Here is a 24327-nt window from a genome sequence, read left to right on the forward strand (position 1 = left end):
TGCGCTCAAGAGACGATGAACCCCCGTCTGATGTTGAAGCACTGATTCGAAGAAACGTTTTGCCGATTCGCCCGATTCGACCAGGGCAGCAGAATACGCGCAAAACACGCTATAAATCATCTGTAAGCTTCGTCTACAGAGTAGCATAAATCGGTTCGAATGAACATTTTTTAAGCGGATTGTCTATCCGCTTGTTTGCTGTACACTTTTTTCAGACTGCACCAAAAAAACAAACGGCACAGGGGTTTCCCTCATGCCATTTTGGATTCCATTTCTATTCTCGGTCAATGTCATTGAGTTAACTTAATGACATTGCTCGCAAGGTTCTCCATCTTCTTTCATTGCGTCTTATTTGTATTGCGCAGCGCGACCGGCGCTGTCGACAAGCTTGGCACGAGATGCGGCTGCATGATGATCTTGCGGTACTTGGTTTCGCCAGCCAACTGGCCGTGCTGCAGCAAATCTAGCAATTGCTCGACTGCGATTCGGCCGACTTCGTCCTCATGCTGATCAATGTAGGTAAAGAAATTAAACTCCTTGCTTGGCGACAGACTATCAAACGTAACAATGGACAGATCCTTCGGCACTTCCAAGCCAAGGAAACGGACGATCTTGTATAAATGCATAGCCATGTAGCCATTCAAGGCGATATATGCTGTAGCAAGTCCGTTCTTCACATAACGAAACAGCGGATGCTGCTGGTCGATTTCCGTCTCATCGTGATCCACATAGAACTCCGTCAGCATCAGGGCCGGATTAATCATCTCGCCCCGCTCCTTAAGTGCCTTCATATAGCCGGAAACCCGCTGTTCGATCGACGTCGTAGAGAGCGGCACATCCGAGCAAATTGCGATGTCGCGATGTCCGAGTTCGTAGAGATGGTTGACCGCAAGACGCGATGCTTCCACGCCATCCGAGCCGATGTAATGCGTATCAATGCCCGATAAATACCGGTCAATGATGACGAATGGATACCGATCAAGCTTCAGGCGAAGGATCTCTTCGTTGTACGTCTCTGCATCCGCTGGGAAAATAATAAGCCCCGCTGCGCCCATGCCAAGCAATTCCCGAATCGCTACCGCTTCCCGCTCTGTGGAGTTATCCGAGAACATCAGCACGAGATTATAGCCCGTCTGCGACAAAGCCTTCCGAATGCCGCTGCTGAGTCGAATCGAGAAGAAGTCACTGGAGTTCGGCATTATGAGCCCGATAATCCGGCGCGACTCTGCTTGCTGGTCTCCTAATTGCAGCCCATAACCGCTTCCCGCCGTTGACTGAGCAGGCTGCTTCTTCATCTCCTGCACGTAGCTGCCCTTGCCTTGAATCCGATACAGCCAGCCTTCCTTCGTCAGTCCCGTCAGCGCATTCGATACCGTAATCCGGCTCACGTCGAACTGCTCCATCAGTTCCTTCTCTGTGGGGATTTGATCCCCGGTCTTCCATATTCCGGTCGTAATCTGATTCTTAATATAATCCTGAATGACCTGGTAGATTGGAATTCGTCCGTCCTGCATACGAAACCTCCGATCCTTTCGTCTTCGCACCAAATTTGTATAGTTGCATTATATCAAATATAACATATTGTGCAAGTGACTTTTTGCTATCCAAAAGTCATTTGGGACATATGGCTGGTACTAGGGAAAGTTAGTACTATGTTTTGCCATAACGATGACTATACTGGATGTAAGAAGCAAGAAAGGGGTGCCTCACATGAATAGAAAATGGCTGCAGCAAGAAGGCCAAACATGGACACAGAAAGGCATTATTACATCCGATCAATTACAGCGCATCCTTGCGCTCTATCCGGAACAGAAGCGTGCGATCGGCATTATCCCGCTGCTGGGCAGCATTCTTGTCGGGCTCGGAATCCTGAGCTTCGTCGCCGCGAACTGGCAGCAGATTCCGCAGCTTATCCGGCTGCTTATCATCGGGTTGGCCATGATCGGTTTCTATACATCCGGCGAAACTTTCCGCAGACGAGGTCATGACAAGCTTGGCGTCGCGCTGATCGGCCTTGGGTTGCTCACCTTCGGCGCAGGCATCGTGCTGATTGGCCAGATGTTCCATCTGCAAGCTTACGACGTCACCTCTTTTATCGTATGGGGCACGGCAGGCCTGCTGCTGACTTGGCTAATAAAGAGCCGTTACCTATTTATCATCACATTGCTCATATTCACGTGCTTGCAATGGTATAACTCCACAGAGCTCAACCGATTCAGCTTCATTGCTTTTGCCATAATGGTTGTCGGGCTTGGTTACTACTGGCTGAAGAGGCCGAATACACTGCTCGCCTGGCTGCTCGCCGCAAGCTTCACGATTCAGAGCATCCTGCTCGTAACTGTGCATGACTGGGCATTCTCCTGGTTCTTCATTCCGGTCTGGCTTCTGTACACCGCAATGGACTGGACCAGAGAACGCAAGTCCGTCTATCCGTTCCAAGCGATTCCGCTCATTGCCGCATTCGTGCACAATCTGTTTATCGTCCTGTTCTGGAATGATTCGAATGACTCTTCTTTCCTGAAAGACTTATCTGCGCAGCCGGCGTGGTTCGTACTTGCCCTCGTCGTTCTCTTCGCGCTGTCGCTCGCAGGCAAATATCGCAGAGGTCGGCTGGCTTCGGGCGTCGACTGGATTCTGGCGCTGCCCTTCTTCTACCTCGCTCACGGCGCGGATGCCGCGTACCTGATCACGCTGTTCCTCTTCTCCCTCTACCTGCTCTGGCGGGGCTATGCGGAAGAATGGGCGGTCAAAATCAACCTCGGCACGATCCTGTTCCTGACGAGTACGATGGCGGCTTACGGCAAGCTGGCATGGGATTTTATGGACAAATCGATCTTCTTCATCATCGGCGGCATCCTGCTGCTTGCACTGAGCTGGTTCTTGAACCGGCGGAAAAAGCAGTTTCTCACGGAACTGCACGACGAGGAGGAGCATCGTCATGAAGACTGATAACCGGTTGAAGCGCAGCGGCAGCTTCTGGCTCATTGTGCTCGTAGTCATGCAGCTGCTGTTCCTTACTGGCATCGTGCTTTTTCACTACTCGGCGCTCTGGGTAGGCAAAGAAATCCGGCTGCAGACGACCCCGGTCGACCCGCGCGACCAGCTCTACGGCGACTATGTACAGCTCAATTACAAGATAAACAATGCCAATTGGTCGATGTGGAAGGATGCCGAGCATAAAGCAGAGCGCGGCGATACCGTATATGTGCTCCTGCAGGAGAACGGCTCCGGCGGATTCTATGAGATAAAAGGCGTCTACCCGAGTAAGCCTTCTCATGCGTCAGGCGAGGTACTGCTGAAAGGGCGCGTGCAGTACGCGAATGATGAGACGATCCGCATCCATTACGGACTCGAACAGTATTACGTCGCAGAGAACACCGGGAAGTCGCTGGAGGACCGTGCGCGTTCGGGCGACCTCGTCGTCGATGTGAAAACAGCCCCTTGGGGAAGCACCGTCATTGAAAGAATCGAGCCATAGTTTCCCGTCCCGAATGCCAGATTGCTAGAATCTCCGCGCTTTTTCGTTCACATAACCGTCCGAGACTTGAATACAATGAATAACAACAAGCTTTAAACGGTATGAGGAGGTGCTGGAGGCATGGCAGATAAAAATGGTACGCTTTACACCGTGTCGCGCGAGGACTGGTCGCTTCATCGCAAAGGGCATCAGGATCAGGCGAGACATCAACAGAAGGTTCGCGAGGCGATCAAACAGAACTTACCCGATCTTGTATCGGAAGAGAACATTGTCATGTCCGACGGGAAACATGTTATTAAAGTACCGATCCGCAGTCTCGATGAGTACCGCTTTGTCTATAACTTCAACAAAAACAAGCATGTCGGCCAAGGCGACGGCGACAGCCAAGTCGGCGACGTGCTCGGAGTCGACCCCGCTTCCGCCCAGAAAGGCGGCAAAGGCGAGAATGCCGGCGATCAGCCTGGCGACGACATTGTCGAAGCTGAAATCAGCTTAGCGGAGCTGGAGACGATGCTTTTCGAGGAGCTTGAACTGCCATTTCTGAAGCAGAAGGATCGCGATCAGCTGGAAACGAAAGAAATTCGTTTTAACGATATACGGAAGAAAGGGATTATGTCCAACATCGATAAGAAGCGGACTATTCTCGAGAACTTGAAGCGCAACGCAACGCATGGCACGCCGGGCATTCACGGCATATCGCCGGATGACCTGCGGTATAAGACGTGGGAGGAAATCGTGAAGCCGCAATCCAACGCCGTCATTCTGGCGATGATGGATACGAGCGGATCGATGGGCTCCTTCGAGAAGTACGTGGCGCGCAGCTTCTTCTTCTGGATGACCCGCTTCCTGCGGCATCAGTACGAGAATGTCGAAATTGTGTTTATCGCGCATCACACCGAGGCGAAGGAAGTGACCGAGGAGGAGTTCTTCACCCGCGGCGAGAGCGGCGGAACGATCTGTTCGTCGGCGTATATTAAGGCGATCGATATCATCGACAACCGTTTCCCTCCGTCGGTGTACAATATTTATCCGTTCCACTTCTCCGACGGCGACAACCTGACGAGCGACAACGAGCGCTGCGTGAAGCTGATCGGCGAGCTGCTCAAACGCGCGAACCTGTTCGGCTACGGCGAGGTGAACCAATACAACCGCTCCAGCACGCTGATGTCGGCGTATAAGCACATCAACCTGCCGAACTTCATGCACTACGTCATACGCGAAAAAGGCGAAGTGTACAACGCGCTGAAGTCGTTCTTCCGTAAGCGGGAGGGTGTCGTGGTTTGAATGGGTTAGTGCGTGCGAGTGTGAACCTCCGCCCGTTGATGGGCGGAGGTTTTTGTGTATTTGTGTGTGCTGCTGCCCCTTCTCCGTTACCACGCGGACGCAGCAAAATAAAAGCCCCGGTCATCCAGCGATGACCGGGGAGGGTGGCGGAACGCGAAGCAGATACTCCAGGTCGCTACATTGGCAAAATTGGTGTTCAGTCGGCGAATGTAGATACTCTAGGTTGCTTCGTTGGCTGATTTGGGGCTAAGTCGGCGAATGTAGATACTCTGAGACACCTCTTTTAACTAACTCTTCGCTGCCTCACGCATTGCTCGATGTAACTCTATTGGACCGCAGCCTGCCGCTAAATTCTGCAAACTTCTAAGGAACCTCAGACACGCTATTTTGCCCGTTTTTCGACGTTTTCCAACTCTAAGGAACTCCACAGTCACTATTTGGCGAGAACGCGACTTTCTGAGCTCCAAAATCGGGAAATAAGTTCGCTGGAGTTCCTTAGCACTCCATACGCGCCTATGAAGCACGAATAAGCGCGGTACGGTTCCTTAGAGCGACAGCGCCTGCGGAGCGACACTCCCACACGCAAAAAAACCGCCACAGTCATCCATCAGGATAACCAAGGCGGTCAACGCACACTGCACTGCTTTGCATTTCACTCCACGATCCCCGTCCGCTCGATGCCCTCCACATAATACCGCTGCGCGAATGCATACAGCAGCAGCGACGGCAATATAACCAGTAACGCCGCAGCCATCATCTGCGTCTCGATCAGGTCAAAGGGCACCATCGCATTGCCCGCGATGGTCTGCAGATTCGTCGGCATCTGGGCCATCTGATTGCCCATCATCACGAGCGAATGAGATGCTCCGTCGCGAGATAACCGCCGACGAAGTTGTCGACGATGACGTACGGGATGTGCAGATGCGGATAGTAGAAGTGGACCGTCACCATCCGCTTCCCCTCTTCCTTCCACTTGCGCAGCAGGTCGAGCGGCATCTCATTGCCGCTCTTCAGATGCGGGTGCAGAATAATGCCGACATCGTCGCCTTGCGGCATTTCGAACTCGTCGTCCATCCCCCATATATGGAACGGGATGCCGTGCGGCGCGCACTCCTCCTGAATGCCTGTGAGCAGATTTGAGAAAATATTTTAACGGTTGTGACAGCGGCCATTAACTGAGAAACGCTCGATACTTGGCGGAAAATCACCAATAGGCTCGCTAACAACCGCTAGAACAATAGAATAGGCATTTGGGGCACATTAGGTTTCGTGACAACCGTTAGACGTGCGGGAGCGGCTTTTCCCAAATCAAATAAAACGCTCTTTCAAACTCTAAACCCGCTCCGCCCTCTCAACCCCACGCGCAGCTCCCTTACTATAAAACACAAACACCAACACACCAGCAAATCCGAAAAGCGCCGACGCATACAGCAGATAAGCAAGCGGCATCGCACCTGACAACGTCGTGCTAAGCAGCGGCGCGATACTCCCCCGAATACCAAACAACATAAGATGCAGCCCGAACACGATCGCTTCGCGTCCTGGAGCCAGGCGCAGCATATAGGCGAGGAAGCCGATATCCCAGATGGCATCGCCCAATCCTTGAATGCCACTTCCAACGAGCACGGCCGGATAGTTGCCGAAGAACGCATACAGCAGCGGCACCGTCGCGAAGGCAGCAAAACCATACGCAACCGTATGCTTGGCAGACAATTTATCAATCACACTGCCGACAATTAAATAGGAAACGAGCAGACACGAGAAATAAGCAATCCGCGCGAAACCTATCTGCGTATTCGTCAGCTCCAGATGATTAACTTGGATAATCTGATAGAGCGGGTTCGCGACAAGGTTGCCGAAGCCGCTGAATGTACAAGCTGCGAAGAAGATGCCGATCTCCGGCTTCTGTTTGATGAGCTGCAGCTGCTCGCGAAGCGAAGCACGTTTCTTACCGCGCTCTCCACTCGACGGTACTTTACGCGCCTTGACCCGATTAAACACTACTATAGAGATAACACCTGTAATAGAAGCGAATAGCAGCGGCCCGGAAGGTCCTGAAGCATCGATCCATTTTCCAATAAAGAATGCGGTCGGAATCATAATAAGTCCCATTGCTACGCGCACATTCCCCATCAGCTTTCCGCGATGCTCAGGCGGATACATCCGCACGACAAGCGACGCATAGGCGGGTGCTTGAATCCCCATCAGCATGTGGAACATGAGAGCTGCGCACACATAGACAACCGGCACGCCGAAGAATGCCGGCAGCAGGATAAGTACACGGGCAACGAAGTTAGGCACGACAACGAACGGCTTCGGCGATTGGGAACGCTCAATCAAGCCTGCCCAGAGCGGCGAGAACAACAGACCAATTGCTGGAGCAGCCGACAGCAGACCAACCTGAATATTGGACGCACCTTGCTGGATCGCCATCGGGATATAAAATTGATTGAAGACGACGTTAAAGAAGCTGAATAATAAGGAAGCAGTTGTGTCCGAGGTGAAATTATGCCACGCCCTTGGCCCAAGCTGTAACCGAAGCGACGAGACCATCGCTCGAATAGCATTCATAGTCGAATCGTTACCCTTCACGAAAAATTCATAGAATACATGTAGTATACCACTTGAGGGGGCTCTTTGTGTGCATTTACCATTTTGACAAATCGTCTAGCACAGGAGCATAATGTACGAGATGAGGTTATAATGGAACTTTGGACATTAATTCGTAGGAGGATTTCAACATGCCGATAAGGCAACTTAAGCGGCTGCTGCAGATGAGGCCTTTTCTTTTTTTCACCCTCATTCTCGTTATCAAAAGCATGCTCGCATACTTCGTTATTTTCGACGGCGGTCCGTCCTGGACGCTGCTCGTCACGGAGCTTCCGTTCTTCTGGCTCCTATTCTGCTTAATTGAATGGTTCGCTACCAAACGCAAGCTTGCCCTATATGTTACGGTCAATTTATTCGTGACGGCCATCTTATTCGCAGTCATTATGTACTATAAATATTTTGGTATTATCGTAACGTATCATGCACTCGAGCAAGCTAATCAGGTAACTGCCGTCAAGAGCAGCGTTTTCTCTCTTCTTGACCCTTATTATTTGTTTATTTTCCTGGATATCATCGTCTTTATCGTGCTGCTCCTTCGCCGTTCGAAGCTGCAGGACTGGAAGAAATTCAGCCAAGCGCCGCTGAACAGAGCCCTTGTGTCGGTCGTGTTCATCGTCTCGCTCGCCCTTTGCTTGTTCAACATCCTGCCGAATCGCGCGAGTATGAACGAACTGGTAAAAGCCGAAGACATGGGCATTCTAAACTATGAGCTCTACACCATCTTTGCCGATTCCAAAATGCCGGAAATTCCGATGGCCGACATTACGCAGCAAACGATCGACCAAGCAAAAGGCATTACGGAGCCGCAAACGCCGAAATACTGGAAGACTGCTTCCGGCAAAAACCTGATCATCGTTCAGATGGAGGCGTTCCAGAACTTCCTGATCGATCTGAAGATTGACGGCCAAGAAATTACGCCGAATATTAACAAATTGGCGCATGAGCACCTGTACTTCCCGAACTTCTATCAGCAGGTCGGACAAGGCAACACATCCGATGCTGAATTCATCGTCAATACATCGTTCTACACGCCGCCAACCGGCGCTGCTACAATGATGTATACCGATCGCAAGCTGCCTAGCTTGCCGCGCTTAGCAGAAGAGAATGGCTACCAGACTGCGACATTCCATACGAACGTCGTCGACTTCTGGAACCGTAAAGAACTGTACAAAGCGGTCGGCTGGGACAACTATTACGATCAATCCTTCTTCGGCACGGACGATATGGTATTCTTCGGTCCTTCCGATGAGGTACTTTACAAGAAGACGGCAGAGCAGCTGAGCAAGATGCAGGAGTCAGGCAAACCATTCTACTCGCAGCTCATCACGATGTCGTCGCATCATCCTTTTACGATCCCAAAAGGAAAATACAAGCTGGATCTCCCTGACCGTTATGAAGGCACTTTCGTCGGTGACTACATTCGGGCACAGAACTACACCGATTACTCGCTTGGCTTGTTTATCGATGACTTGAAGAAACGCGGTCTGTGGGACAACAGCGTCTTCGTCATATATGGCGACCATCTTGGCCTGCCAATCTACTCGCTGGATAGCGACGATAAAGCGCTCATGCACGAAATTTATGGCCGCGACTATGGCATTACGGATATGATCAACATCCCGCTTGTTATTTCCGCGCCTGGCATCGATCAACCGCAGCAAGAGCTGCCACAGCTCGGTGCGCAAGCCGATATTATGCCAACGGTTGCGAATTTGCTCGGCTTTTCGATGGGTGATCACATTCACTTCGGACAAGATTTGCTCAACCAGAGCTCGAACGTACTGCCGGAACGTTATTACTTGCCTTCCGGTTCGGTTATTACGGATCATGAACTGTTCATTCCGGGTACGAACTTCAAGGATGGCACTTATTACCCGCTTAAGGGCACAGTAGCGCCAAATTCGAGCACCACAGAAGATCAATACAACCGCGCGCTTAAGCTGCTTCAACTCTCGGACAGCTACGTCAGACAGCTTCCTCCGGTTGACTCGCCTTAACCGTAACAAAAAGCACCGCCCTTGAAGGCCCTCGAAGGCCCTTGGAGGCGGTGCTTTTTGTCGTGCCGTCTTCGTTCGCTATCGCCCTCAGCTATGCAGCACATAACGGATTTCGCAAATCGTGCCTTTTCCTGTCTTGCTGCTGAATACAATTTGTCCGCCCATCACCTTCACCAAGCTTACGACGACCATGAGGCCGAGCCCCGTCCCCTTCTCCTTCGTCGTGAAGAACGGCATTCCAATGCGCTTCAACTGCAGCTTGTTCATGCCGATGCCCGTATCCGCGATCTGAATATAGACATTCGATTGATCAACCCGTGTCGTGATCGTGAGCACTCCGCCGCCTGGCATCGCTTCGATCGCATTTTTCATCAGATTGAGCAAGCATTGCTGGAACTTCTTCGGCTCGCCCAGAATATAGAAGCACTGCTCCTGCTCATGGACGATATTAATTTCGATGCTCGACATCACGGACAGCGGCGATACCCACGGAATTAGCGCATTAATCTCTGCCTTAACATCAATCGGGCGCGCATCCTCAATCGACGGCTTCGCATAGTTCAAATAATCCGTAATGATGGAATTCGCATGCTCGATCCCATCAATCGCATGCATCCGGTAGCGCTCCAGCGCCTCCTGGTTAATATTCGGTTTGCCCATCATTTGCAGAAATCCTCGCGTCGTCGTTAGCGGATTGCGGATTTCATGCGAGATTGAAGCGGCTAGCTGGCCGATCATGTGGTATTTTTCCGCGTTATACAGCTCTTCCCGCATCCGTTCGTGATTTCTTACTTGATAGAAAGTGAAGAAGACAAGCGCCGTTGAAAGAAACGTCCCCGCCAAAATAACTGCAAGCATGCTGAGCGGTACCTCGTAGCCGCGCTGATAGTAGATGCCGATATAAACCGCTTCGTAGATAGCGATGAACAGCAGCGCCTTGTACATCAGCTGGCTAAGTTCGGAGGTACGCAGCCACTTGAAGTGAAACAGAAGTCCGAGCAGCAGGATTACGGTTGCGCCAACTACTGTCGCGACAGGCTCTGTCCCCGCAATCCAATACCCGCATACGAGAAAAGCAATCCACGCGACCGTACTTGCGGGCCAGCCTTCAAACATCGAACTGAGTGCGGTCAGAATCGGGATGAGATACAGGGCGAATACAAGCGGATCAATCTCTTCCATCGACATGTAACACACGCTTAGCAGTACAAATATCGCTATAAAGAGCAGACCTCTTTGCTTTACCGTAACCATCGCTCTCGGCTTCACGATAAGAATTAACATACAAGCAGTTAGAATATAGAGCAATCCATGAAATTCATAGGCCAGGACGGAAAGCATAGCGTCATTCATCGACTCCTCTGGTTGTAGTAGACCGCAGCGACTGTCAGGAAATATAAGTTATTTTCCTCTAACTATATCATATAGCTGTCTATAAATTACCAGTTTTTTTGCAAGATTCGACAATTTTCTACTTGGCCGCCCAGTTCTCATAGAGTTCGTTTAGCTGCTGCTGCAGTTCCTCTCTCTGCATCCACCTTCTTGTAAGCTCCGCGGTATCCCCCTGCGTCTGAGAAGCCCCCTCCAGCAGTTCGGCATCAAGCATAGCGAGCTGCTTCTCCGCTTGCTCAATGTGCGCTTCCAGCTTCTCTTCATCCACTCGCCCTGCCTTGCCTTGCTTATTCTGCAAAGTCTGTTTCGCAGAATGTGCAGCTGTTGCAGCTGTTGCAGCTGCCGCCGGCTCCTTATGCTGCTGTACCGAAGCTTGAGTCGAAGCTTCTCTATCGAGCAGTTCCTCCCGTTTCTCCGCATAATTCTCATAGTTGCCCGTAAACACATGGATTTGGCCGCTCCGCAGCTCCCAAATATGACTTGCCAGCTTATTGATGAAGTACCGGTCATGTGATATCGCTAGAATCGTCCCTGGGAACTCCTCGAGCGCCTCCTCCAGCGCTTCCCTCGCCGCAATATCCATATGGTTCGTCGGCTCATCGAGCAGCAGCAAATTCGGCTTCTTGAGGATCAGCAGCGCGAGTCGCAGACGCGTCCACTCGCCGCCGGACAACTGGCTGACGCCCTTGAATACACTTGCCCCGTAAAAGAGATACCGCGCCAGATGCGACCTCGCTTCGCCTTCCTCCATTGCTGCTTGCTCGCGGAAATAAGCGAGCACGCTCTTCTTATCGTCCGCAGGATATTCCTGCTGCGCCAAGTAGCCAATCTCGACCCGCGCTCCTACTTCAATCGCACCGTCATCTGCCGCCTCGTCGCCGATGATCATTTTGAACAGCGTCGTTTTGCCGGTGCCGTTGCGCCCGAGCAGCATGATTTTGTCGCCATACAGCAGCATGCCGTCCGCTTCGTTCAGCAGCACTTTAGAGCCATAACGCTTGCTCACACCACTAAGCGTTACAACCCGCTTCCCTGAACGGTCCTCCGGCTTCAGCTGAAACTCAGCGCTCTTCGGATCAAGCACTGGCCGTTTCACTTTCTCCATCCGGTCAAGCGCCTTCTGCATCGAGAATGCCCGTTTGAAGAACTTCTCGTTACCGCTATTGCGCCCCCACTCCGTCAGCTGTTTGATCGAATCCTTCATCTTCTTAATCTGCTTCTGCTGCTCTTGGTACTGGGCGAACTGCTGCAGCAGCCGTTCTTCTTTCTCCTTCACATATCTGCTGTAATTGCCATGATAGCTCGTCGCTTCGCCATCCTCCAGATCGATGATCTTGCTAACGACATTGTCCAGGAAAGCCCGGTCATGCGAGACGACTAGGCACGCACCATCGTAGCTGTTCAGGTACGACTCCAGCCATGCGACGCTCTGCAGATCCAGATGGTTCGTCGGCTCGTCGAGCAGCAGCAGCTCCGGCCCGCTTATGAGCAGCGCGGCCAGCCCGATCTTCGTCTTCTCGCCGCCTGACAACGACGCATAGCTGCGCTCATACATCGCCTTCGGAATTTGCAAGCCGTTCGCCACCGTATCGATTCGCGCGTCCAGCTCGTAGCCGCCCTCGGTCTGGAACCGCTCCTGCAGCTTCGCATAATCGGCGAGCAGCCGCTCTAGTCGCTTCGAATCGCTTGCCGTGTCCGGATCAGACATCTGCTGCTCGAGCTGCGTCATCTTCTCTTTGCACTCGAGCAGCTCCTTGCAGCTGGACGCCAGTACGTCGTACACCGTTCCGTCATCCCAATGGGCTGGAATTTGCGCCAAATAGCCGATTCGCAGCTCTTTGCGGATCGTCAGCAATCCCTCATCCGGCTTCGACAGCCTGGCTATAAGGGAGATGAGCGTAGACTTGCCGCTTCCGTTTCGGCCGACGAGACCGATTCTTTCCTTCTCCTGAATTTCGAATGTTACATCTTCAAGGACGAGGTTCGCCCCGTAATATTTCTTAATATGCTGGCCGTTTATAATAATCATCGTGGAATCCTCCTAATAGTCGTCGGAAGCTCCGCCTTCCCTCCGGCCCGATCCCTGATCACAGGTACAACAAAAAGAGCCGCAGGCAAATAGCCTGCGACTCTTCGGTCAATTATCCGATCGAGGTCTAAGGTAGGCGTCTTCGCATGAGTGGTGAAATTATCGTGTTCGTGTTATTGGACAGACTGATCCCGTTAGGTCCAAAAGTGTGCACGATGCCAGCCATCGCAATTGGAAGCTGGCTAATACGGTCATTCACCTTCTCTGCATTCATCCTACCTTCACCTCCTTCACATTAATTATGTATACCTTATCACATGCTGCAGCCGCAGCGCAACTGTACGTCCGCCTATTTCCGTAGTCCATTGTCCATCGGCGTAGGCACATCGTATAATGAAATCCAGCTGTTGACGGGCAGTGACATTAATGTCAATCATATTAACAATCTGGGCTGGACAGCGCTTATGGAAGTCATTGTCCTCGGCAACAACAGCCCGAATCATATTGAAGTGGCGCAGCTGCTCATCGCGCATGGCGCGGATGTTAACATCCCCGACAAGGTAGGCGTCACGCCGCTCCGTCACGCGAAGCGAAGACGGTTCCACGAAATTGCAGCATTGCTTGAACAGGCTGGCGCTCGTCACTAGCTAGCGTCTGAATTTCGATAAGAAAACATGCTCTTTCTTCTGGCTCATCTGCTCGCGATCCTTCTCAATATCACCCTTGAGGCGGTTCATGCACTTCACGCATAGTTTGCCTTGGCGGACAGGTGATTCACACAGGTCACATGCATCGGCCAAGTTCGGATAATCGTACAGCTTCAATTTGCCGCGGCGAATAAGAGTATGAATTCTGGATACGTTGATTGCGGTCGCATTCGAGAGCTGCTCATTCGTCATCAGGCGATTTCGTCTGAGGGTTTGTTCAAGCAAGTTAAGCTCCATATCCTCCGCTGCTGAACACGCTGAACACATGTTGCGCAAATTTTTCTGAAATACGTTGCCGCAGCCTGGGCAATGGGCGACAGATAGCTCTATGGACATAGTTCAAACCTCACATCTACTAGTTCTGTTGAACTAATCATATCATGGCTTGGTCAAATATTCATCTAGCATTTACACGGCCGAAAAAAAGTACATATCGCCACTTTCGTCCCCATACATATAGCTATGAAGCACAATCGCATTACAAGGGGGAAACGAACTTGCACCAGGATGAGATCAAAGCGCTCGAACGAGCTATTGATGAAATAACGGAGATCGCCCAAGGATTCGGCCTCGATTTCTACCCGATGCGGTATGAAATATGCCCTGCCGATATCATTTATACATTCGGCGCTTACGGCATGCCGACGCGGTTCAGCCATTGGAGCTTTGGCAAGACGTTTAATAAAATGAAGATGCAGTATGATTTTGGCCTCAGCAAGATCTATGAGCTCGTCATTAACTCCAACCCGTGCTATGCGTTTCTGCTGGACGGCAACTCCCTGATCCAGAACAAACTGATCGTCGCTCACGTGCTCGCACACTGCGACTTCTTCAAGAATAACGCGCGGTTCAGCGCCACCAACCGGAACATGGTCGAGAGCATGTCTGCTACGGCTGAGCGAGTCAGCCAGTACGAACTGGAGTATGGCACCGATGAGGTCGAGAAGTTTATCGATGCCGTCCTTGCCATTCAGGAGCATGTTGATCCGACGCTAATCCGGCCGTATAAGCTGGATAAAGCTCAATATATTGAGCTGCTGAATAAGGAAAATCAAGTCAACAAGCCGGTTCGACAGTCACAGTACGACGATTTGTGGAACCTCGACAGAGAGGAACAAGAGCAGGCGAGCAATGCGGCGGCTGCTAAGAGTTCTGAAGCGAGGAAATTCCCGCCTCAGCCGGAGAAGGACCTTATCTGGTTCATCGAGGAATACTCGCCGAACCTGCAGGATTGGCAGCGGGACATTATGTCGATGCTGCGGGATGAGATGCTCTACTTCTGGCCGCAGATCGAGACGAAGATTATGAACGAAGGCTGGGCCTCCTACTGGCATCAGCGGATCATCCGTGAGCTGGATCTGACGAGCGAGGAAACGATCGAGTTCGCGAAGCTCAACTCGGCGGTGGTGCAGCCATCCCGCCATTCGCTGAACCCCTACTATCTGGGACTCAAAATCTTCGAGGACATCGAGCGCCGCTGGGATAACCCGACTCGCGAAGAGCAGGATCGCCAAGGACGCAAGCCCGGCATGGGCCGCGACAAAATATTCGAGGTACGCGAGTTCGACTCCGACATCTCCTTCCTGCGCAACTATTTGACGAAGCAGCTTGTTGGAGACTTGGACCTGTACGTGTTCGAGAAGAAAGGCGCGGAGTGGAAAATCACCGACAAGGCGTGGGAGTCCGTACGCGACCAGCTGGTCGTCTCCCGCGTCAACGGAGGCTTCCCAAGCATCGTCGTCACGGACGGCGACTTCAACCGCGTCGGCGAGCTGTTCCTCTTCCACAAGTACGAAGGCGTCGAGCTCGATTTGAAATACGTAGAGCGCACCCTCCCGCATGTCGTGCAGCTGTGGGGCAAGTCGGTTCATCTGGAGACTGTCGTCGAGGACAAACGGATCGTGTTCAGCTGCGACGGGAAGAAGACGAGTCGGAAGTTTATTTAACGGTTAGTAAAAGAAGAAGATCGCATTCCCTGGAGTGGCCACGATGGCGGCTTGGGGATGCGATTAACTAGGCGGAAAAGCGCCGTTTCCCGAGCTGAGAGATCGTATACGATCTCTCACTTCTCAAAACCGTTCACTTCGACGCTGAGAGTGCCAAATCGGCACTCTCAGCACCTTCGGTCCCTCGCACTCCCGACACTCGCGTCCTCTCGCACTAGCGGCCCCTTTCATCTCTCTGCCACTTCCCACTAAAACAGCCGCTCCACCTCATCCTCGACCTGCTTCAGCATCCCTTCCCGCTCCGCGTCGTCCACCTGCGGTACGCTGCCGAAGAATAGATGGCCGACGGTTTCGATGCCGCAGAAGTCGAAGATGCCGGTATCGGACGTCTTCTGAAGCGCACCGAGCATACCAATGGAGTCGTAGATGTCCTTCGGCGTTCCGTGCGTATTGACAGTGAAGCCTTTCTTGCCGATGAGCAGCTTCTCGATATTGCCGCCATCGCCGTACTTATACGCATAACCGTACGCGAAAACGCGGTCGACGTAGCCTTTCAGTATCGCCGGCAAGCCTGTCCACCAGATCGGATAAATCCACGTCAGAACATCAGCATCGCTAATAAACTGCTGCTCTGTCCGAATGTCTGACGGAATATCACCTGCGCGCAACGCTTCAAAATCCTTCATACTCAACACGGCCTCAAACCCGATGGAATAGAGGTCGCGGATGGCGACTTCATGCCCTTTCTCTTGCAGCGCAGCGGTAAGCCGCTTCGCGATGGCATGATTGAAGCTATCCGGATTCGGATGAGCAATAACAACGAGATGTTTCATTGGCGGCAGTCCTCCAAGACAGCTGAATTTTTGAAATCAATTCAGATTGCCCTGGAGCGCTGCGCACTATTCAACCAGCCGCCTCACATCGACCGCAACGTCCAATTCCGCTTCGCCGCTCCCGCGATAGACGCCTTTGACCGGCACGATATCTTTATAGTCACGTCCATGCCCAAGCTTCACGTACCGCTCGCCGACCAACGCATCGTTCGTAGGGTCGAAGCCGCACCAGCCAAGCCCCGGCACATATGCTTCCACCCAAGCATGCGATGCTTGCTCGAAGTCCGCGCTTCCCCCTTGCAAATCCCCGACAAAATGGTACCCGCTCACATAACGGGCCGGGACGCCTCGCACCCGGCATGCCGCTATCATGAGATGGGCAAAGTCCTGACACACCCCGCGCCGCCTGTGCATCATATCACTCGCAATGGTATGCACGTTCGTCGCATCCGGATCGTACACGAACTCGCCCCGGATACGGTTCGAGACGCAGGACAGCCAGCCGAATACGCCGAGCTGATCCATATCATTCGAGCTTCCATCCACAGGCGTCTCCGCAAAAGCAGCCACTTCCGGCGTAATGCCGGTATATTCGGTCGGAAGCAAATATTCTGCGAACCGATTGATTGCCGCATCCGACACCAGGTATGCCCACGCTTCTTCCGGCACCATCGCCTCGTCGACCTGCTCCGGCTTAATCGCCTCTTTGGTCACTACGGTCATTTGCGTACGAATCTTCAAGTTCCTGTGCGGATTATTCACGGAGAACACATGAACCTGATTGCCAAAATAATCATGATAGCTGAAGAGCGGCGCATTCGGCTCCACCGAGATCGAGTGCTGGTAGCACGATTGCTGCTCATTCGTGACGGGAGTCAGCCTCAGCTCATTGACACTGTCCATTACCGGATCCCCGTACGTATACTGTGTCGTGTGCGTAATGAAAAGCTTCATGCACTGACCTCCCCCATACGAAAAAAGGTAGAAGCAAACGAAGCCCCAAGCTGACCTGCTGCTTGCAGCAATTCACCCGTCACTTTGCCCTCGGACTGAACAAGCAGATCGTCCCGCTCCAGACAAGCAAGCTCTGCCTTGAGCTTCATCACTTGGCGTATGATCCGATCATGGGCGACGCGCAGCTGCTTCTCCTGCAGCTGAATGCCGCGAAGATGCTCATCGAGCGCATCGAGCGAATAATGTACCGAGCGCGGGAACACTTCGCTCAAGATCAAGAACTCCATAATCGCCTCGGGCGAAACACCGTCCGCATAATAGCGACGGAATGGCTGATATCCGCTCACCGAGCGAAGCACAGCTTGAAGAAACGGATAGAGATCATTGCTGCCGTCCATCTCCGGATAGAGCAGTGTCCGAGACATAATCGCAGATTGCAGAATGCGGAGCGTATTCTCCGTCCGCTCCAAATAACGGCCGCACTCGATAAAATGCCACTCATTCTCGCGCGGCATGACCGATTGCGTAATGCCGTGAAACAGCGCGGTCCATTCTTTGATCCGACCGAAAAACTGATGCGGCGACTCCTTCGTCAAATCGCCAGCTTGCTTCTCCCGCAGCCACAAATAGAAGCCGTTCGTGACATCCCACAGCTCGCTCGGCAGCTTCTCGCGCAGCGTCCGCACATTGTCCCTGGCATGATTGACGCAGGTGACGAGCGAATTCGGATTGTCGCGGTCAAGCGTGATATAGTGAATCACATCCTGCTCGGTATAAGTGCCATATTGCTGTTCATAGGAAGCACGACTGCCGAGCGCATCCACGATACGTCCCCACTTGCAGAGCGTCTGGGCTTTCTCGCCAGGCTCGCCTCTTGGAATAGTAGATAAATCATCAGCTTGCAAATGGTAATGCACATCGATCAGCCGGGCATGATTCTCCGCTCGCTCCATATATCGCCCTATCCAGAACAGCGCCTCTGCATTGCGATTCAGCATCATCGATCCCTCCGTTTCATACTTTCCCGCATAACAGCTTAACGGCTCAGCACCCAAGTGTCCTTCACGCCGCCGCCCTGAGAAGAGTTGACGACTAATGAGCCTTCCTGCAGCGCGACACGCGTAAGTCCGCCTGGTATCACATGCGTTTGCGCCCCCATCAAGACGAATACCCGAAGATCGATATGACGCGGCTGCATAAGACAGCCTAGCATAACCGGAGCACGTGAGAGCTTCATCGTCGTCTGGGCGATATAGCGGCTAGGATCTCGGCGGATCGCATCGGCGAATATACCGATTTCCTTCGCGGATGCCGCTGGTCCGATGAGCATGCCATAGCCGCCCGATAACGACGTCTCCTTGACGACGAGCTGATCCAAATGCGCAAGCGCGTATTCCCGGTCTTCTTTGCGCGAGAGAATATAGGTCGGCACGTTGTTTAGAATCGGCTCCTCGCCGAGGTAATAACGCACCATGTCAGGCACATACGCGTAGACGGCTTTATCGTCCGCTACCCCTGTACCTGGCGCATTCGCAATGGCGACATTGCCAGCCCGGTATGCATTCATCAGCCCCGGAACGCCTAGCAGCGAATCCGGCTGAAACGCTAGCGGGTCCAAATAATCGTCGTCAAGCCGCCGATAGATAACATCGACTTGGCGCAAGCCGCGAAGGTCGCGCAAATAAATTTTGTGATCCTTATATACGAGATCGCGCCCTTCAACAAGATGGATGCCCATCTGCTGCGCGAGGAAAGCATGCTCGAAATAAGCGGAGTTATACGCGCCAGGCGTCAAGAGTACGATAAGCGGATCACGCTTCCCTGATGGCGCCAAGCTGCGCAGCGAACCGAGGAATACATTGAGGCTTCGTTCGATGTCCGATACGGCACATGATAAATACAAGTCGGAGAAGAGCTCGCTCATGAGGCTTCTGCCTTTATACAAATACGAGAATCCTGAAGGGGTGCGAAGATTATCTTCCAGCACGTAATATTGGCCCATCTCGTCTCTTATTAAATCTATGCCGGATGCAGTCATATAGACGTTTTGCGGCACTTGGAGACCCGCCATCTCAGGGCGAAAGTATTTGTTGCTGATAATCATCTGCCGAGGAATAATGCCATCTTTTACAATCATTTGCTCATGATAAATGTCACTAATAAAGGCGTTCAGCGCCTGCACACGCTGCTTCATGCCCCGTTCGATCCCTTCCCATTCCTGCCTCGGAATGATGCGCGGAATGTAATCGAACGGAATCATCCGCTCAAGCGGTTCGGACTGGTTCTGGGCATACAACGTGAATGTAATCCCCTCCTCCAACATCCGCTGCTGGATGGTTGCATGGCGCGATGCAAGCTCGGGCGGCTTCATACGGGCGAAATTTCGATGAACGCCTGCATAATGGTCTCGTACATTTAACTCGTGATCGAACATTTCGTCGTAGAAAGATTGCGAATCGTACTGATTAAAGCCGGATTTCATCGCCATCGACATTTTTACCGCCTCCAACGCCTTCAGTGTCATTCTCATGTCAGTTTTCATCTTCATATTCCTGAATACCCAAATGATCATTGCCTAATATTTACTTAAATGATACCTAATCCGAACATTCATGTCAACTTATATAACATCAAATAGAAGCTGATTTAAGCAACCTTTCCGCTTTTTACAATTGATTCAAGTCCGATCTGATGCTGATCTGACACCTATCCATACTATGCTCAAGCAGCGGAATAGGCGCATGCCCAATCTTCAACTTCCCGAATAATGAGATGCTTTACTTTCGAAACGTTCGTCATGGAAACTGTCGCATATAGTTCTTCATTACCGGCTCCGGGATCCTCCTGCTGGAACACCAGCTTGCGAGTGGCTGGGTCATAGCTTGTAGCCGCCGATAAATTGCCGATTACATTCCTGTCAAGCCGCTCATAGCCATATTCGCCAAAAGCAGCGGCAAGCTGCGACATCGAAAGCGGATATCGACAGCTTGTCCCATCTTTTGCAATAAATAACGGCCCTTTCGGCGATGCAGTTATCATACAAATCTCATCCAGTCCGAGCCATATCGGCTGATCGTCCTCATTCAGTAGCAGCAGCTGCATGCCCAACACTCCCTCACAAACAAAAATAGGAACATCTGTTCCTATTTTATCATAAAAAGAAAGCCGCAGCACGCTCGTGTCAGCGTACTGCGGCATCCATTCTTATCGATTCAACAGGCTGCCAACGTAGCGCAGTAATTCATTCGCGCAAACTGGGCAATAGCCATGCTCGTCGATCAGACGTTTCGTTACTTCGTTGATACGTTTGAGCTGCTTCTCATCCGGAGTCTTCGTCGAAGTCGTAATCTTCACGATATCCTTCAGGTCGGTAAACAGCTTCTTCTCAATCGCTTCGCGCAGCCGCTCATGGCTGTAATAGTCAAACTTCTTGCCTTTGCGCGAGTAGGAAGAGATACGGATCAGAATTTCTTCGCGGAACGCCTTCTTCGCATTCTCGGATACGCCGATCTGTTCCTCAATAGAACGCATGAGCCGCTCGTCTGGATCCATCTCTTCGCCGGTCAGCGGGTCTTTGATCTTCGACCAGTTGCAGTACGATTCGATGTTGTCGAGATAGTTCTCGAACAATGTTCTTGCGGACTCCTCGAAGGAGTAGACGAACGCCTTCTGTATCTCTTTCTTCGCGAGTCCGTCGTATTCTTTTCTCGCCGTCGAGATGAAGTTTAAGTACCGTTCGCGCTCTTCCTTCGTAATCGAAGGATGCTGATCAAGCCCTTCCTTCAGCGCGCGAAGCACATCCAGGGCATTGATACATTGCAGATCCTGTTTAATGAGGGCACTGGAAATCCGGTTGATGACATAACGCGGGTCAATGCCGGACATTCCTTCTTCAATGTACTCCGACTGCATTTCTTTGAGGTCGGCTTCTTTGTAGCCTTCCACTTCCTCACCATCGTACATGCGCATCTTCTTGACGAGATCCATGCCTTGCTTCTTCGTTTCCTTCAGCCTTGTCAGGATCGAGAAGATCGCTGCCGAACGGAGCGCATGCGGCGCAATATGGATATGCTTCATATCACTCTGTCCAATCAGCTTCTTATAAATCTTCTCTTCTTCCGACACCTTCAGATTATACGGAATCGGCATGACGATCATCCGGGACTGTAGCGCTTCGTTCTTCTTGTTGGCGATAAACGATTTGTACTCCGTTTCGTTCGTATGCGCCACAATGAGCTCATCGGCGGAAATCAAGGCGAACCGGCCTGCCTTGAAGTTGCCCTCCTGAGTCAGAGAAAGCAAGTTCCAGAGGAATTTCTCGTCACACTTCAGCATCTCTTGGAATTCCATCAAGCCGCGGTTCGCTTTGTTCAGCTCGCCGTCGAAACGGTAGGCGCGGGGATCGGATTCCGACCCGAACTCCGTAATCGTCGAGAAGTCAATGCTGCCTGTCAAATCTGCAATGTCCTGCGATTTCGGATCCGAAGGGCTGAATGTACCGATACCGATCCGATTCTCCTCAGAGACAACAACGCGTTCAACCTGTACATTCTCAATATTGCCGCCGTATTCAGTTCTGACCCGCATTTGGCAGGATGGGCATAAGCTTCCCTCAATCCGGACACCAAGCTCACGCTCAGCATCGGCCCGCAGCTCATGCGGTATAAGATGGAGTGGTTCTTCATGCATCGGGCAGCCTTTAATCGCATAAACGGCGCCTTTTTCAGTTCGGGAGAACTGCTCCAGCCCGCGCTTAAGCATCGTGACAATGGTTGATTTACCGCCGCTGACAGGACCCATCAGCAGCAAAATCCGTTTACGGACATCAAGACGGCGAGCAGCCGAGTGAAAATACTCTTCAACCAGCTTCTCTACGGCACGATCGAGCCCGAATATCTCCTGCTCGAAAAACTTGTATTTCTTCGTACCGCCGCCATCCTCTACCACCCCGAATGACTCAATCATTTCGTAGACACGAGCATGCGCAGTCATGGCTGGAGTAGGATCTTTTCTCAGCAGCTCGAGATAGTCCTTAAAGGAACCACTCCAAGCCAGCTTTTCACTTTCCGCCTTGAACGCCGAAATTCGTTTCAAAATGTCCATGCCGTAACCTCCTATAAGTTTTGCTAGAAGCAAAACCCACTTCGTTAGCATATACGCGGTCCATCCGGTGCTCCTTGCTAGGGCGACGATTGCGGGTGTTTAACCATCCAGCCTTCTAAAGCTGCCCGGCATTTTTTATTGAAGTATTACATTCCTATGCGCTTTATTAAGGGAAGTTGCCCTATTTTTTAAACAAGATTCCGTCAATATCCGCCCCATTCCGCTCCGGTTTGACACGCCATCCGAGCCCAAAGAGAGCTTATTCACCTGTGTTAGGTGTTTGTAAACGCTAGACTTCAGGCGCCGTATGCGACGAACCGTACAGGCCTTGAAAAATGTCGAATCCGGCAGGATGCGACCAATACTGCTTCAGACCGACACAAGAAAGTTATGACATCGGTTGTAAGCTGGAAAATGTGGCTGAAGGAGCGCTCATGTTTATGTTATAATCTCCAGAGACTTACGTCTTGCGCGAAGGAGGCTGCTCGCCGCCAGCAAGGAAAGGGGCGTTCGCGTACATGGCGATCCAACATGAAACTGAGCTTTACAAGCCGATCAAATCGTATTTTGAAAAGCAAGGCTACGAAGTGAAGGGCGAAATCATGCACTGCGATCTCGTTGCCATCCATCCGCACACAGAGGAAACAATCGTAGTCGAGATGAAGAAGACGTTCAATCTCGCACTGCTTCTGCAAGGCATCGAGCGACTTCGGCTAGGCGGCAACGTCATTCTCGCGGTGGAACGCAACCGTAAGAAAGGCGGCTCGCACAACCAGCGCTTCGGCGATCTCGCGGAGCTGTGCCGGATGCTTGGAATCGGGCTCATGACGGTCACCTTCTTCAAGACGAAGGAACCGACGCTCGAGATGCTCTGCGAGCCTGGCGATCCTCCAGTTCGCGGGCAGAGGCGTACGCGACAGGCGAAGCTGCTGACGGAATTCCGTGAACGAAGCGGCGATTACAACACCGGGGGCAGTACAGGACGCAAGCTAATGACCGCATACCGCGAGAAGGCGCTGCGCACCGCATGGGCGATCCGGGAGCATGGGCATCTGTCGCCAAGCCAGATCAAGAAGCTGACGGATGTTGCGAATGTGAGCCAAATCGTGCGGGATGACTATTACGGATGGTTCACGCGCATTCAGCGCGGTCTGTATGGGCTGAAGCCTGAAGGCGTGGCAGCATTAGCTGCACACGAGGAGATCGTGGAGGCGTGGCGGAAGAAAAGAGAAACCAATCAGCCATAATAAGTACATATTATTAAAGGAGCGATATTACGAATGAGCGAGTCAAATGCAGTGAAGGTAATTGGCAATGTGGGAGATTTCGAGGCATTCCCGGCGCATGTCAAAGTCGATATGCAGCCGCATTATATTGTAGAAGCTCCGCGCAAAGAAGGCGAAGAGCAGCGTTATACGCTTATCTCGGCAATCTGCCCGCACGCCGGCGGCATCGTTCGTCCGCATCTGAACGAACTGGTCTGCCCGCTGCACTATTGGTGCTTCGACGCCAAGACAGGCGAGTCCACCAACGTACCGGGCGAAACACTCGAATGCGCCCCTCTAGAAATCCGCGACGGCAAGTTTGTCCTTGTTGAAGCTTAATCTTCACAAATGCGTGAAACGCAAAGAACCTCTAGCGACATGTGAACTGTGACCCGCAAGATGGACACTTTGAAAAAAGTGTCCATCTTGCGGGTTTTGTGTTTTAATAAGAAGCTGAGATCTGAAACGGGGATGTAGATTGTTATGAGTAATAGAAGACATTTTAGTCAGAATGAAATTCAGTTGTTGGAGAAGAACCCTTACGTACATCACGTTACCGAGAAGAGTATTACATATGCTCCTTCCTTTAAGGTTGAAGCCGTTCGAGCATATCATGCTGGTCAAACACCGATGGAAATATTTCTTCGCGCTGGGTTTCCAATCGAGATCATTGGTCAGGAAACACCTAAGAGGTGTTTGAAACGTTGGCGCAGCATTCAAGCGCAATTT

Annotated in this window: 23 protein-coding genes; 9 read left to right on the forward strand and 14 right to left on the reverse strand. The window is 51.8% G+C overall.

What is annotated here, in order from left to right; genetic code table 11:
* Positions 1 to 338 precede the first annotated feature (338 nt).
* A complete protein-coding gene (locus A8990_RS30110; protein WP_116192716.1) occupies positions 339 to 1514 on the reverse strand; it encodes a GntR family transcriptional regulator in 1176 nt (391 codons plus the stop codon).
* A 196-nt stretch (positions 1515 to 1710) separates the two neighbouring features.
* Between A8990_RS30110 and A8990_RS30115 the strand changes: the two genes are divergently transcribed.
* The 3 genes from A8990_RS30115 (at position 1711) to yhbH (ending at position 4762) form a co-directional block, all read left to right on the forward strand.
* Positions 1711 to 2949 (forward strand): DUF2157 domain-containing protein, encoded by a 1239-nt coding sequence (locus tag A8990_RS30115; protein WP_116192717.1) that lies wholly within the window; start codon positions 1711 to 1713, stop codon positions 2947 to 2949.
* A complete protein-coding gene (locus A8990_RS30120) occupies positions 2939 to 3478 on the forward strand; it encodes a GDYXXLXY domain-containing protein (RefSeq protein WP_116192718.1) in 540 nt (179 codons plus the stop codon). The genes A8990_RS30115 and A8990_RS30120 overlap by 11 nt, the downstream gene beginning before the upstream one ends.
* A gap of 120 nt (positions 3479 to 3598) precedes the next feature.
* Positions 3599 to 4762 (forward strand): sporulation protein YhbH, encoded by a 1164-nt coding sequence (gene yhbH, locus A8990_RS30125; protein WP_116192719.1) that lies wholly within the window; start codon positions 3599 to 3601, stop codon positions 4760 to 4762.
* A gap of 652 nt (positions 4763 to 5414) precedes the next feature.
* Here the strand turns inward: yhbH and A8990_RS30130 are convergent.
* From A8990_RS30130 to A8990_RS30140, 3 genes are all read right to left on the reverse strand, one after another.
* Entirely contained in the window at positions 5415 to 5612 is a 198-nt protein-coding gene (locus tag A8990_RS30130; RefSeq protein ID WP_147306899.1) for a hypothetical protein, read from the reverse strand.
* A complete protein-coding gene (locus tag A8990_RS30135; protein ID WP_116192721.1) occupies positions 5609 to 5836 on the reverse strand; it encodes a type 1 periplasmic-binding domain-containing protein in 228 nt (75 codons plus the stop codon). Before A8990_RS30135 ends, A8990_RS30130 begins: the two co-directional genes overlap by 4 nt.
* A gap of 258 nt (positions 5837 to 6094) precedes the next feature.
* Complete coding sequence (locus tag A8990_RS30140) at positions 6095 to 7333, reverse strand: MFS transporter (protein WP_116192722.1); 1239 nt, start codon at positions 7331 to 7333, stop codon at positions 6095 to 6097.
* 170 nt (positions 7334 to 7503) lie between these two features.
* On the opposite strand from A8990_RS30140, the gene A8990_RS30145 reads away from it, so the two are divergent.
* The gene (locus tag A8990_RS30145; protein WP_116192723.1) at positions 7504 to 9369 is read left to right on the forward strand and encodes an LTA synthase family protein; all 1866 of its coding nucleotides are present in this window, start codon (positions 7504 to 7506) and stop codon (positions 9367 to 9369) included.
* An 87-nt stretch (positions 9370 to 9456) separates the two neighbouring features.
* Here the strand turns inward: A8990_RS30145 and A8990_RS30150 are convergent, their stop codons facing one another.
* From A8990_RS30150 to A8990_RS31765, 3 genes are all read right to left on the reverse strand, one after another.
* Positions 9457 to 10722 carry a sensor histidine kinase gene (locus A8990_RS30150; protein WP_245996308.1) on the reverse strand — a complete coding sequence of 422 codons (1266 nt, stop codon included), beginning with the start codon at positions 10720 to 10722 and terminating at the stop codon, positions 9457 to 9459.
* A 118-nt stretch (positions 10723 to 10840) separates the two neighbouring features.
* On the reverse strand, positions 10841 to 12790 hold the full coding sequence (gene abc-f / locus A8990_RS30155; protein WP_116192725.1) for a ribosomal protection-like ABC-F family protein: 1950 nt from the start codon (positions 12788 to 12790) through the stop codon (positions 10841 to 10843).
* Between the two features lie 127 nt (positions 12791 to 12917).
* The gene (locus A8990_RS31765; RefSeq protein ID WP_181909847.1) at positions 12918 to 13064 is read right to left on the reverse strand and encodes a hypothetical protein; all 147 of its coding nucleotides are present in this window, start codon (positions 13062 to 13064) and stop codon (positions 12918 to 12920) included.
* A 43-nt stretch (positions 13065 to 13107) separates the two neighbouring features.
* Here A8990_RS31765 and A8990_RS30160 point away from each other — a divergent pair, with 43 nt between their 5' ends.
* Positions 13108 to 13437, forward strand: coding sequence for an ankyrin repeat domain-containing protein (locus A8990_RS30160; protein WP_116192726.1), 330 nt, complete (start codon positions 13108 to 13110; stop codon positions 13435 to 13437).
* Here the strand turns inward: A8990_RS30160 and A8990_RS30165 are convergent, their stop codons facing one another.
* Positions 13438 to 13734 (reverse strand): hypothetical protein, encoded by a 297-nt coding sequence (locus A8990_RS30165; protein WP_116192727.1) that lies wholly within the window; start codon positions 13732 to 13734, stop codon positions 13438 to 13440. It lies immediately after the preceding gene.
* Between the two features lie 260 nt (positions 13735 to 13994).
* Between A8990_RS30165 and A8990_RS30170 the strand changes: the two genes are divergently transcribed.
* Positions 13995 to 15443, forward strand: coding sequence for a SpoVR family protein (locus tag A8990_RS30170; protein WP_116192728.1), 1449 nt, complete (start codon positions 13995 to 13997; stop codon positions 15441 to 15443).
* Between the two features lie 248 nt (positions 15444 to 15691).
* On the opposite strand, the gene A8990_RS30175 is transcribed toward A8990_RS30170, so the two are convergent.
* The 6 genes from A8990_RS30175 to A8990_RS30200 all read right to left on the reverse strand — a co-directional run bounded on the left by A8990_RS30175 (position 15692) and on the right by A8990_RS30200 (position 22333).
* On the reverse strand, positions 15692 to 16276 hold the full coding sequence (locus A8990_RS30175; protein WP_116192729.1) for an NAD(P)H-dependent oxidoreductase: 585 nt from the start codon (positions 16274 to 16276) through the stop codon (positions 15692 to 15694).
* A gap of 66 nt (positions 16277 to 16342) precedes the next feature.
* Complete coding sequence (locus tag A8990_RS30180; protein ID WP_116192730.1) at positions 16343 to 17230, reverse strand: transglutaminase family protein; 888 nt, start codon at positions 17228 to 17230, stop codon at positions 16343 to 16345.
* The gene (locus A8990_RS30185) at positions 17227 to 18231 is read right to left on the reverse strand and encodes an alpha-E domain-containing protein (RefSeq protein ID WP_245996309.1); all 1005 of its coding nucleotides are present in this window, start codon (positions 18229 to 18231) and stop codon (positions 17227 to 17229) included. Before A8990_RS30185 ends, A8990_RS30180 begins: the two co-directional genes overlap by 4 nt.
* 35 nt (positions 18232 to 18266) lie before the next feature.
* Positions 18267 to 19724: a circularly permuted type 2 ATP-grasp protein gene (locus tag A8990_RS30190; RefSeq protein ID WP_116192732.1), complete on the reverse strand. Its 1458-nt coding sequence runs from the start codon at positions 19722 to 19724 to the stop codon at positions 18267 to 18269.
* Between the two features lie 227 nt (positions 19725 to 19951).
* Complete coding sequence (locus A8990_RS30195) at positions 19952 to 20332, reverse strand: hypothetical protein (RefSeq protein ID WP_116192733.1); 381 nt, start codon at positions 20330 to 20332, stop codon at positions 19952 to 19954.
* A 102-nt stretch (positions 20333 to 20434) separates the two neighbouring features.
* Entirely contained in the window at positions 20435 to 22333 is a 1899-nt protein-coding gene (locus A8990_RS30200) for a PrkA family serine protein kinase (protein ID WP_116192734.1), read from the reverse strand.
* Between the two features lie 518 nt (positions 22334 to 22851).
* On the opposite strand from A8990_RS30200, the gene A8990_RS30205 reads away from it, so the two are divergent.
* The 3 genes from A8990_RS30205 to A8990_RS31910 all read left to right on the forward strand — a co-directional run.
* Positions 22852 to 23580 (forward strand): DUF2161 family putative PD-(D/E)XK-type phosphodiesterase, encoded by a 729-nt coding sequence (locus tag A8990_RS30205; RefSeq protein ID WP_116192735.1) that lies wholly within the window; start codon positions 22852 to 22854, stop codon positions 23578 to 23580.
* A gap of 33 nt (positions 23581 to 23613) precedes the next feature.
* Complete coding sequence (locus A8990_RS30210; RefSeq protein WP_116192736.1) at positions 23614 to 23937, forward strand: Rieske (2Fe-2S) protein; 324 nt, start codon at positions 23614 to 23616, stop codon at positions 23935 to 23937.
* Positions 23938 to 24081: 144 nt separating this feature from the next.
* On the forward strand, positions 24082 to 24327 hold a 246-nt coding region (locus A8990_RS31910; RefSeq protein WP_342772952.1), incomplete at its 3' end, for an HTH domain-containing protein.

Origin of the sequence: Paenibacillus taihuensis (assembly GCF_003386535.1) — a bacterium.
Lineage (GTDB): Bacteria > Bacillota > Bacilli > Paenibacillales > Paenibacillaceae > Paenibacillus_Z > Paenibacillus_Z taihuensis.

What these genes read in the sequence shown, in the direction of transcription:
- A8990_RS30110 (WP_116192716.1), bottom strand. Translation starts at nt 1,514, where the DNA reads ATGCAGGACGGACGAATTCCAATCTACCAGGTCATTCAGGATTATATT.
- A8990_RS30115 (WP_116192717.1), top strand. Translation starts at nt 1,711, where the DNA reads ATGAATAGAAAATGGCTGCAGCAAGAAGGCCAAACATGGACACAGAAA.
- A8990_RS30120 (WP_116192718.1), top strand. Translation starts at nt 2,939, where the DNA reads ATGAAGACTGATAACCGGTTGAAGCGCAGCGGCAGCTTCTGGCTCATT.
- yhbH (WP_116192719.1), top strand. Translation starts at nt 3,599, where the DNA reads ATGGCAGATAAAAATGGTACGCTTTACACCGTGTCGCGCGAGGACTGG.
- A8990_RS30135 (WP_116192721.1), bottom strand. Translation starts at nt 5,836, where the DNA reads ATGGACGACGAGTTCGAAATGCCGCAAGGCGACGATGTCGGCATTATT.
- A8990_RS30140 (WP_116192722.1), bottom strand. Translation starts at nt 7,333, where the DNA reads ATGAATGCTATTCGAGCGATGGTCTCGTCGCTTCGGTTACAGCTTGGG.
- A8990_RS30145 (WP_116192723.1), top strand. Translation starts at nt 7,504, where the DNA reads ATGCCGATAAGGCAACTTAAGCGGCTGCTGCAGATGAGGCCTTTTCTT.
- A8990_RS30150 (WP_245996308.1), bottom strand. Translation starts at nt 10,722, where the DNA reads ATGAATGACGCTATGCTTTCCGTCCTGGCCTATGAATTTCATGGATTG.
- abc-f (WP_116192725.1), bottom strand. Translation starts at nt 12,790, where the DNA reads ATGATTATTATAAACGGCCAGCATATTAAGAAATATTACGGGGCGAAC.
- A8990_RS31765 (WP_181909847.1), bottom strand. Translation starts at nt 13,064, where the DNA reads ATGAATGCAGAGAAGGTGAATGACCGTATTAGCCAGCTTCCAATTGCG.
- A8990_RS30160 (WP_116192726.1), top strand. Translation starts at nt 13,108, where the DNA reads ATGCTGCAGCCGCAGCGCAACTGTACGTCCGCCTATTTCCGTAGTCCA.
- A8990_RS30165 (WP_116192727.1), bottom strand. Translation starts at nt 13,734, where the DNA reads ATGGAGCTTAACTTGCTTGAACAAACCCTCAGACGAAATCGCCTGATG.
- A8990_RS30175 (WP_116192729.1), bottom strand. Translation starts at nt 16,276, where the DNA reads ATGAAACATCTCGTTGTTATTGCTCATCCGAATCCGGATAGCTTCAAT.
- A8990_RS30180 (WP_116192730.1), bottom strand. Translation starts at nt 17,230, where the DNA reads ATGAAGCTTTTCATTACGCACACGACACAGTATACGTACGGGGATCCG.
- A8990_RS30185 (WP_245996309.1), bottom strand. Translation starts at nt 18,231, where the DNA reads ATGATGCTGAATCGCAATGCAGAGGCGCTGTTCTGGATAGGGCGATAT.
- A8990_RS30190 (WP_116192732.1), bottom strand. Translation starts at nt 19,724, where the DNA reads ATGTCGATGGCGATGAAATCCGGCTTTAATCAGTACGATTCGCAATCT.
- A8990_RS30195 (WP_116192733.1), bottom strand. Translation starts at nt 20,332, where the DNA reads ATGCAGCTGCTGCTACTGAATGAGGACGATCAGCCGATATGGCTCGGA.
- A8990_RS30200 (WP_116192734.1), bottom strand. Translation starts at nt 22,333, where the DNA reads ATGGACATTTTGAAACGAATTTCGGCGTTCAAGGCGGAAAGTGAAAAG.
- A8990_RS30205 (WP_116192735.1), top strand. Translation starts at nt 22,852, where the DNA reads ATGGCGATCCAACATGAAACTGAGCTTTACAAGCCGATCAAATCGTAT.
- A8990_RS30210 (WP_116192736.1), top strand. Translation starts at nt 23,614, where the DNA reads ATGAGCGAGTCAAATGCAGTGAAGGTAATTGGCAATGTGGGAGATTTC.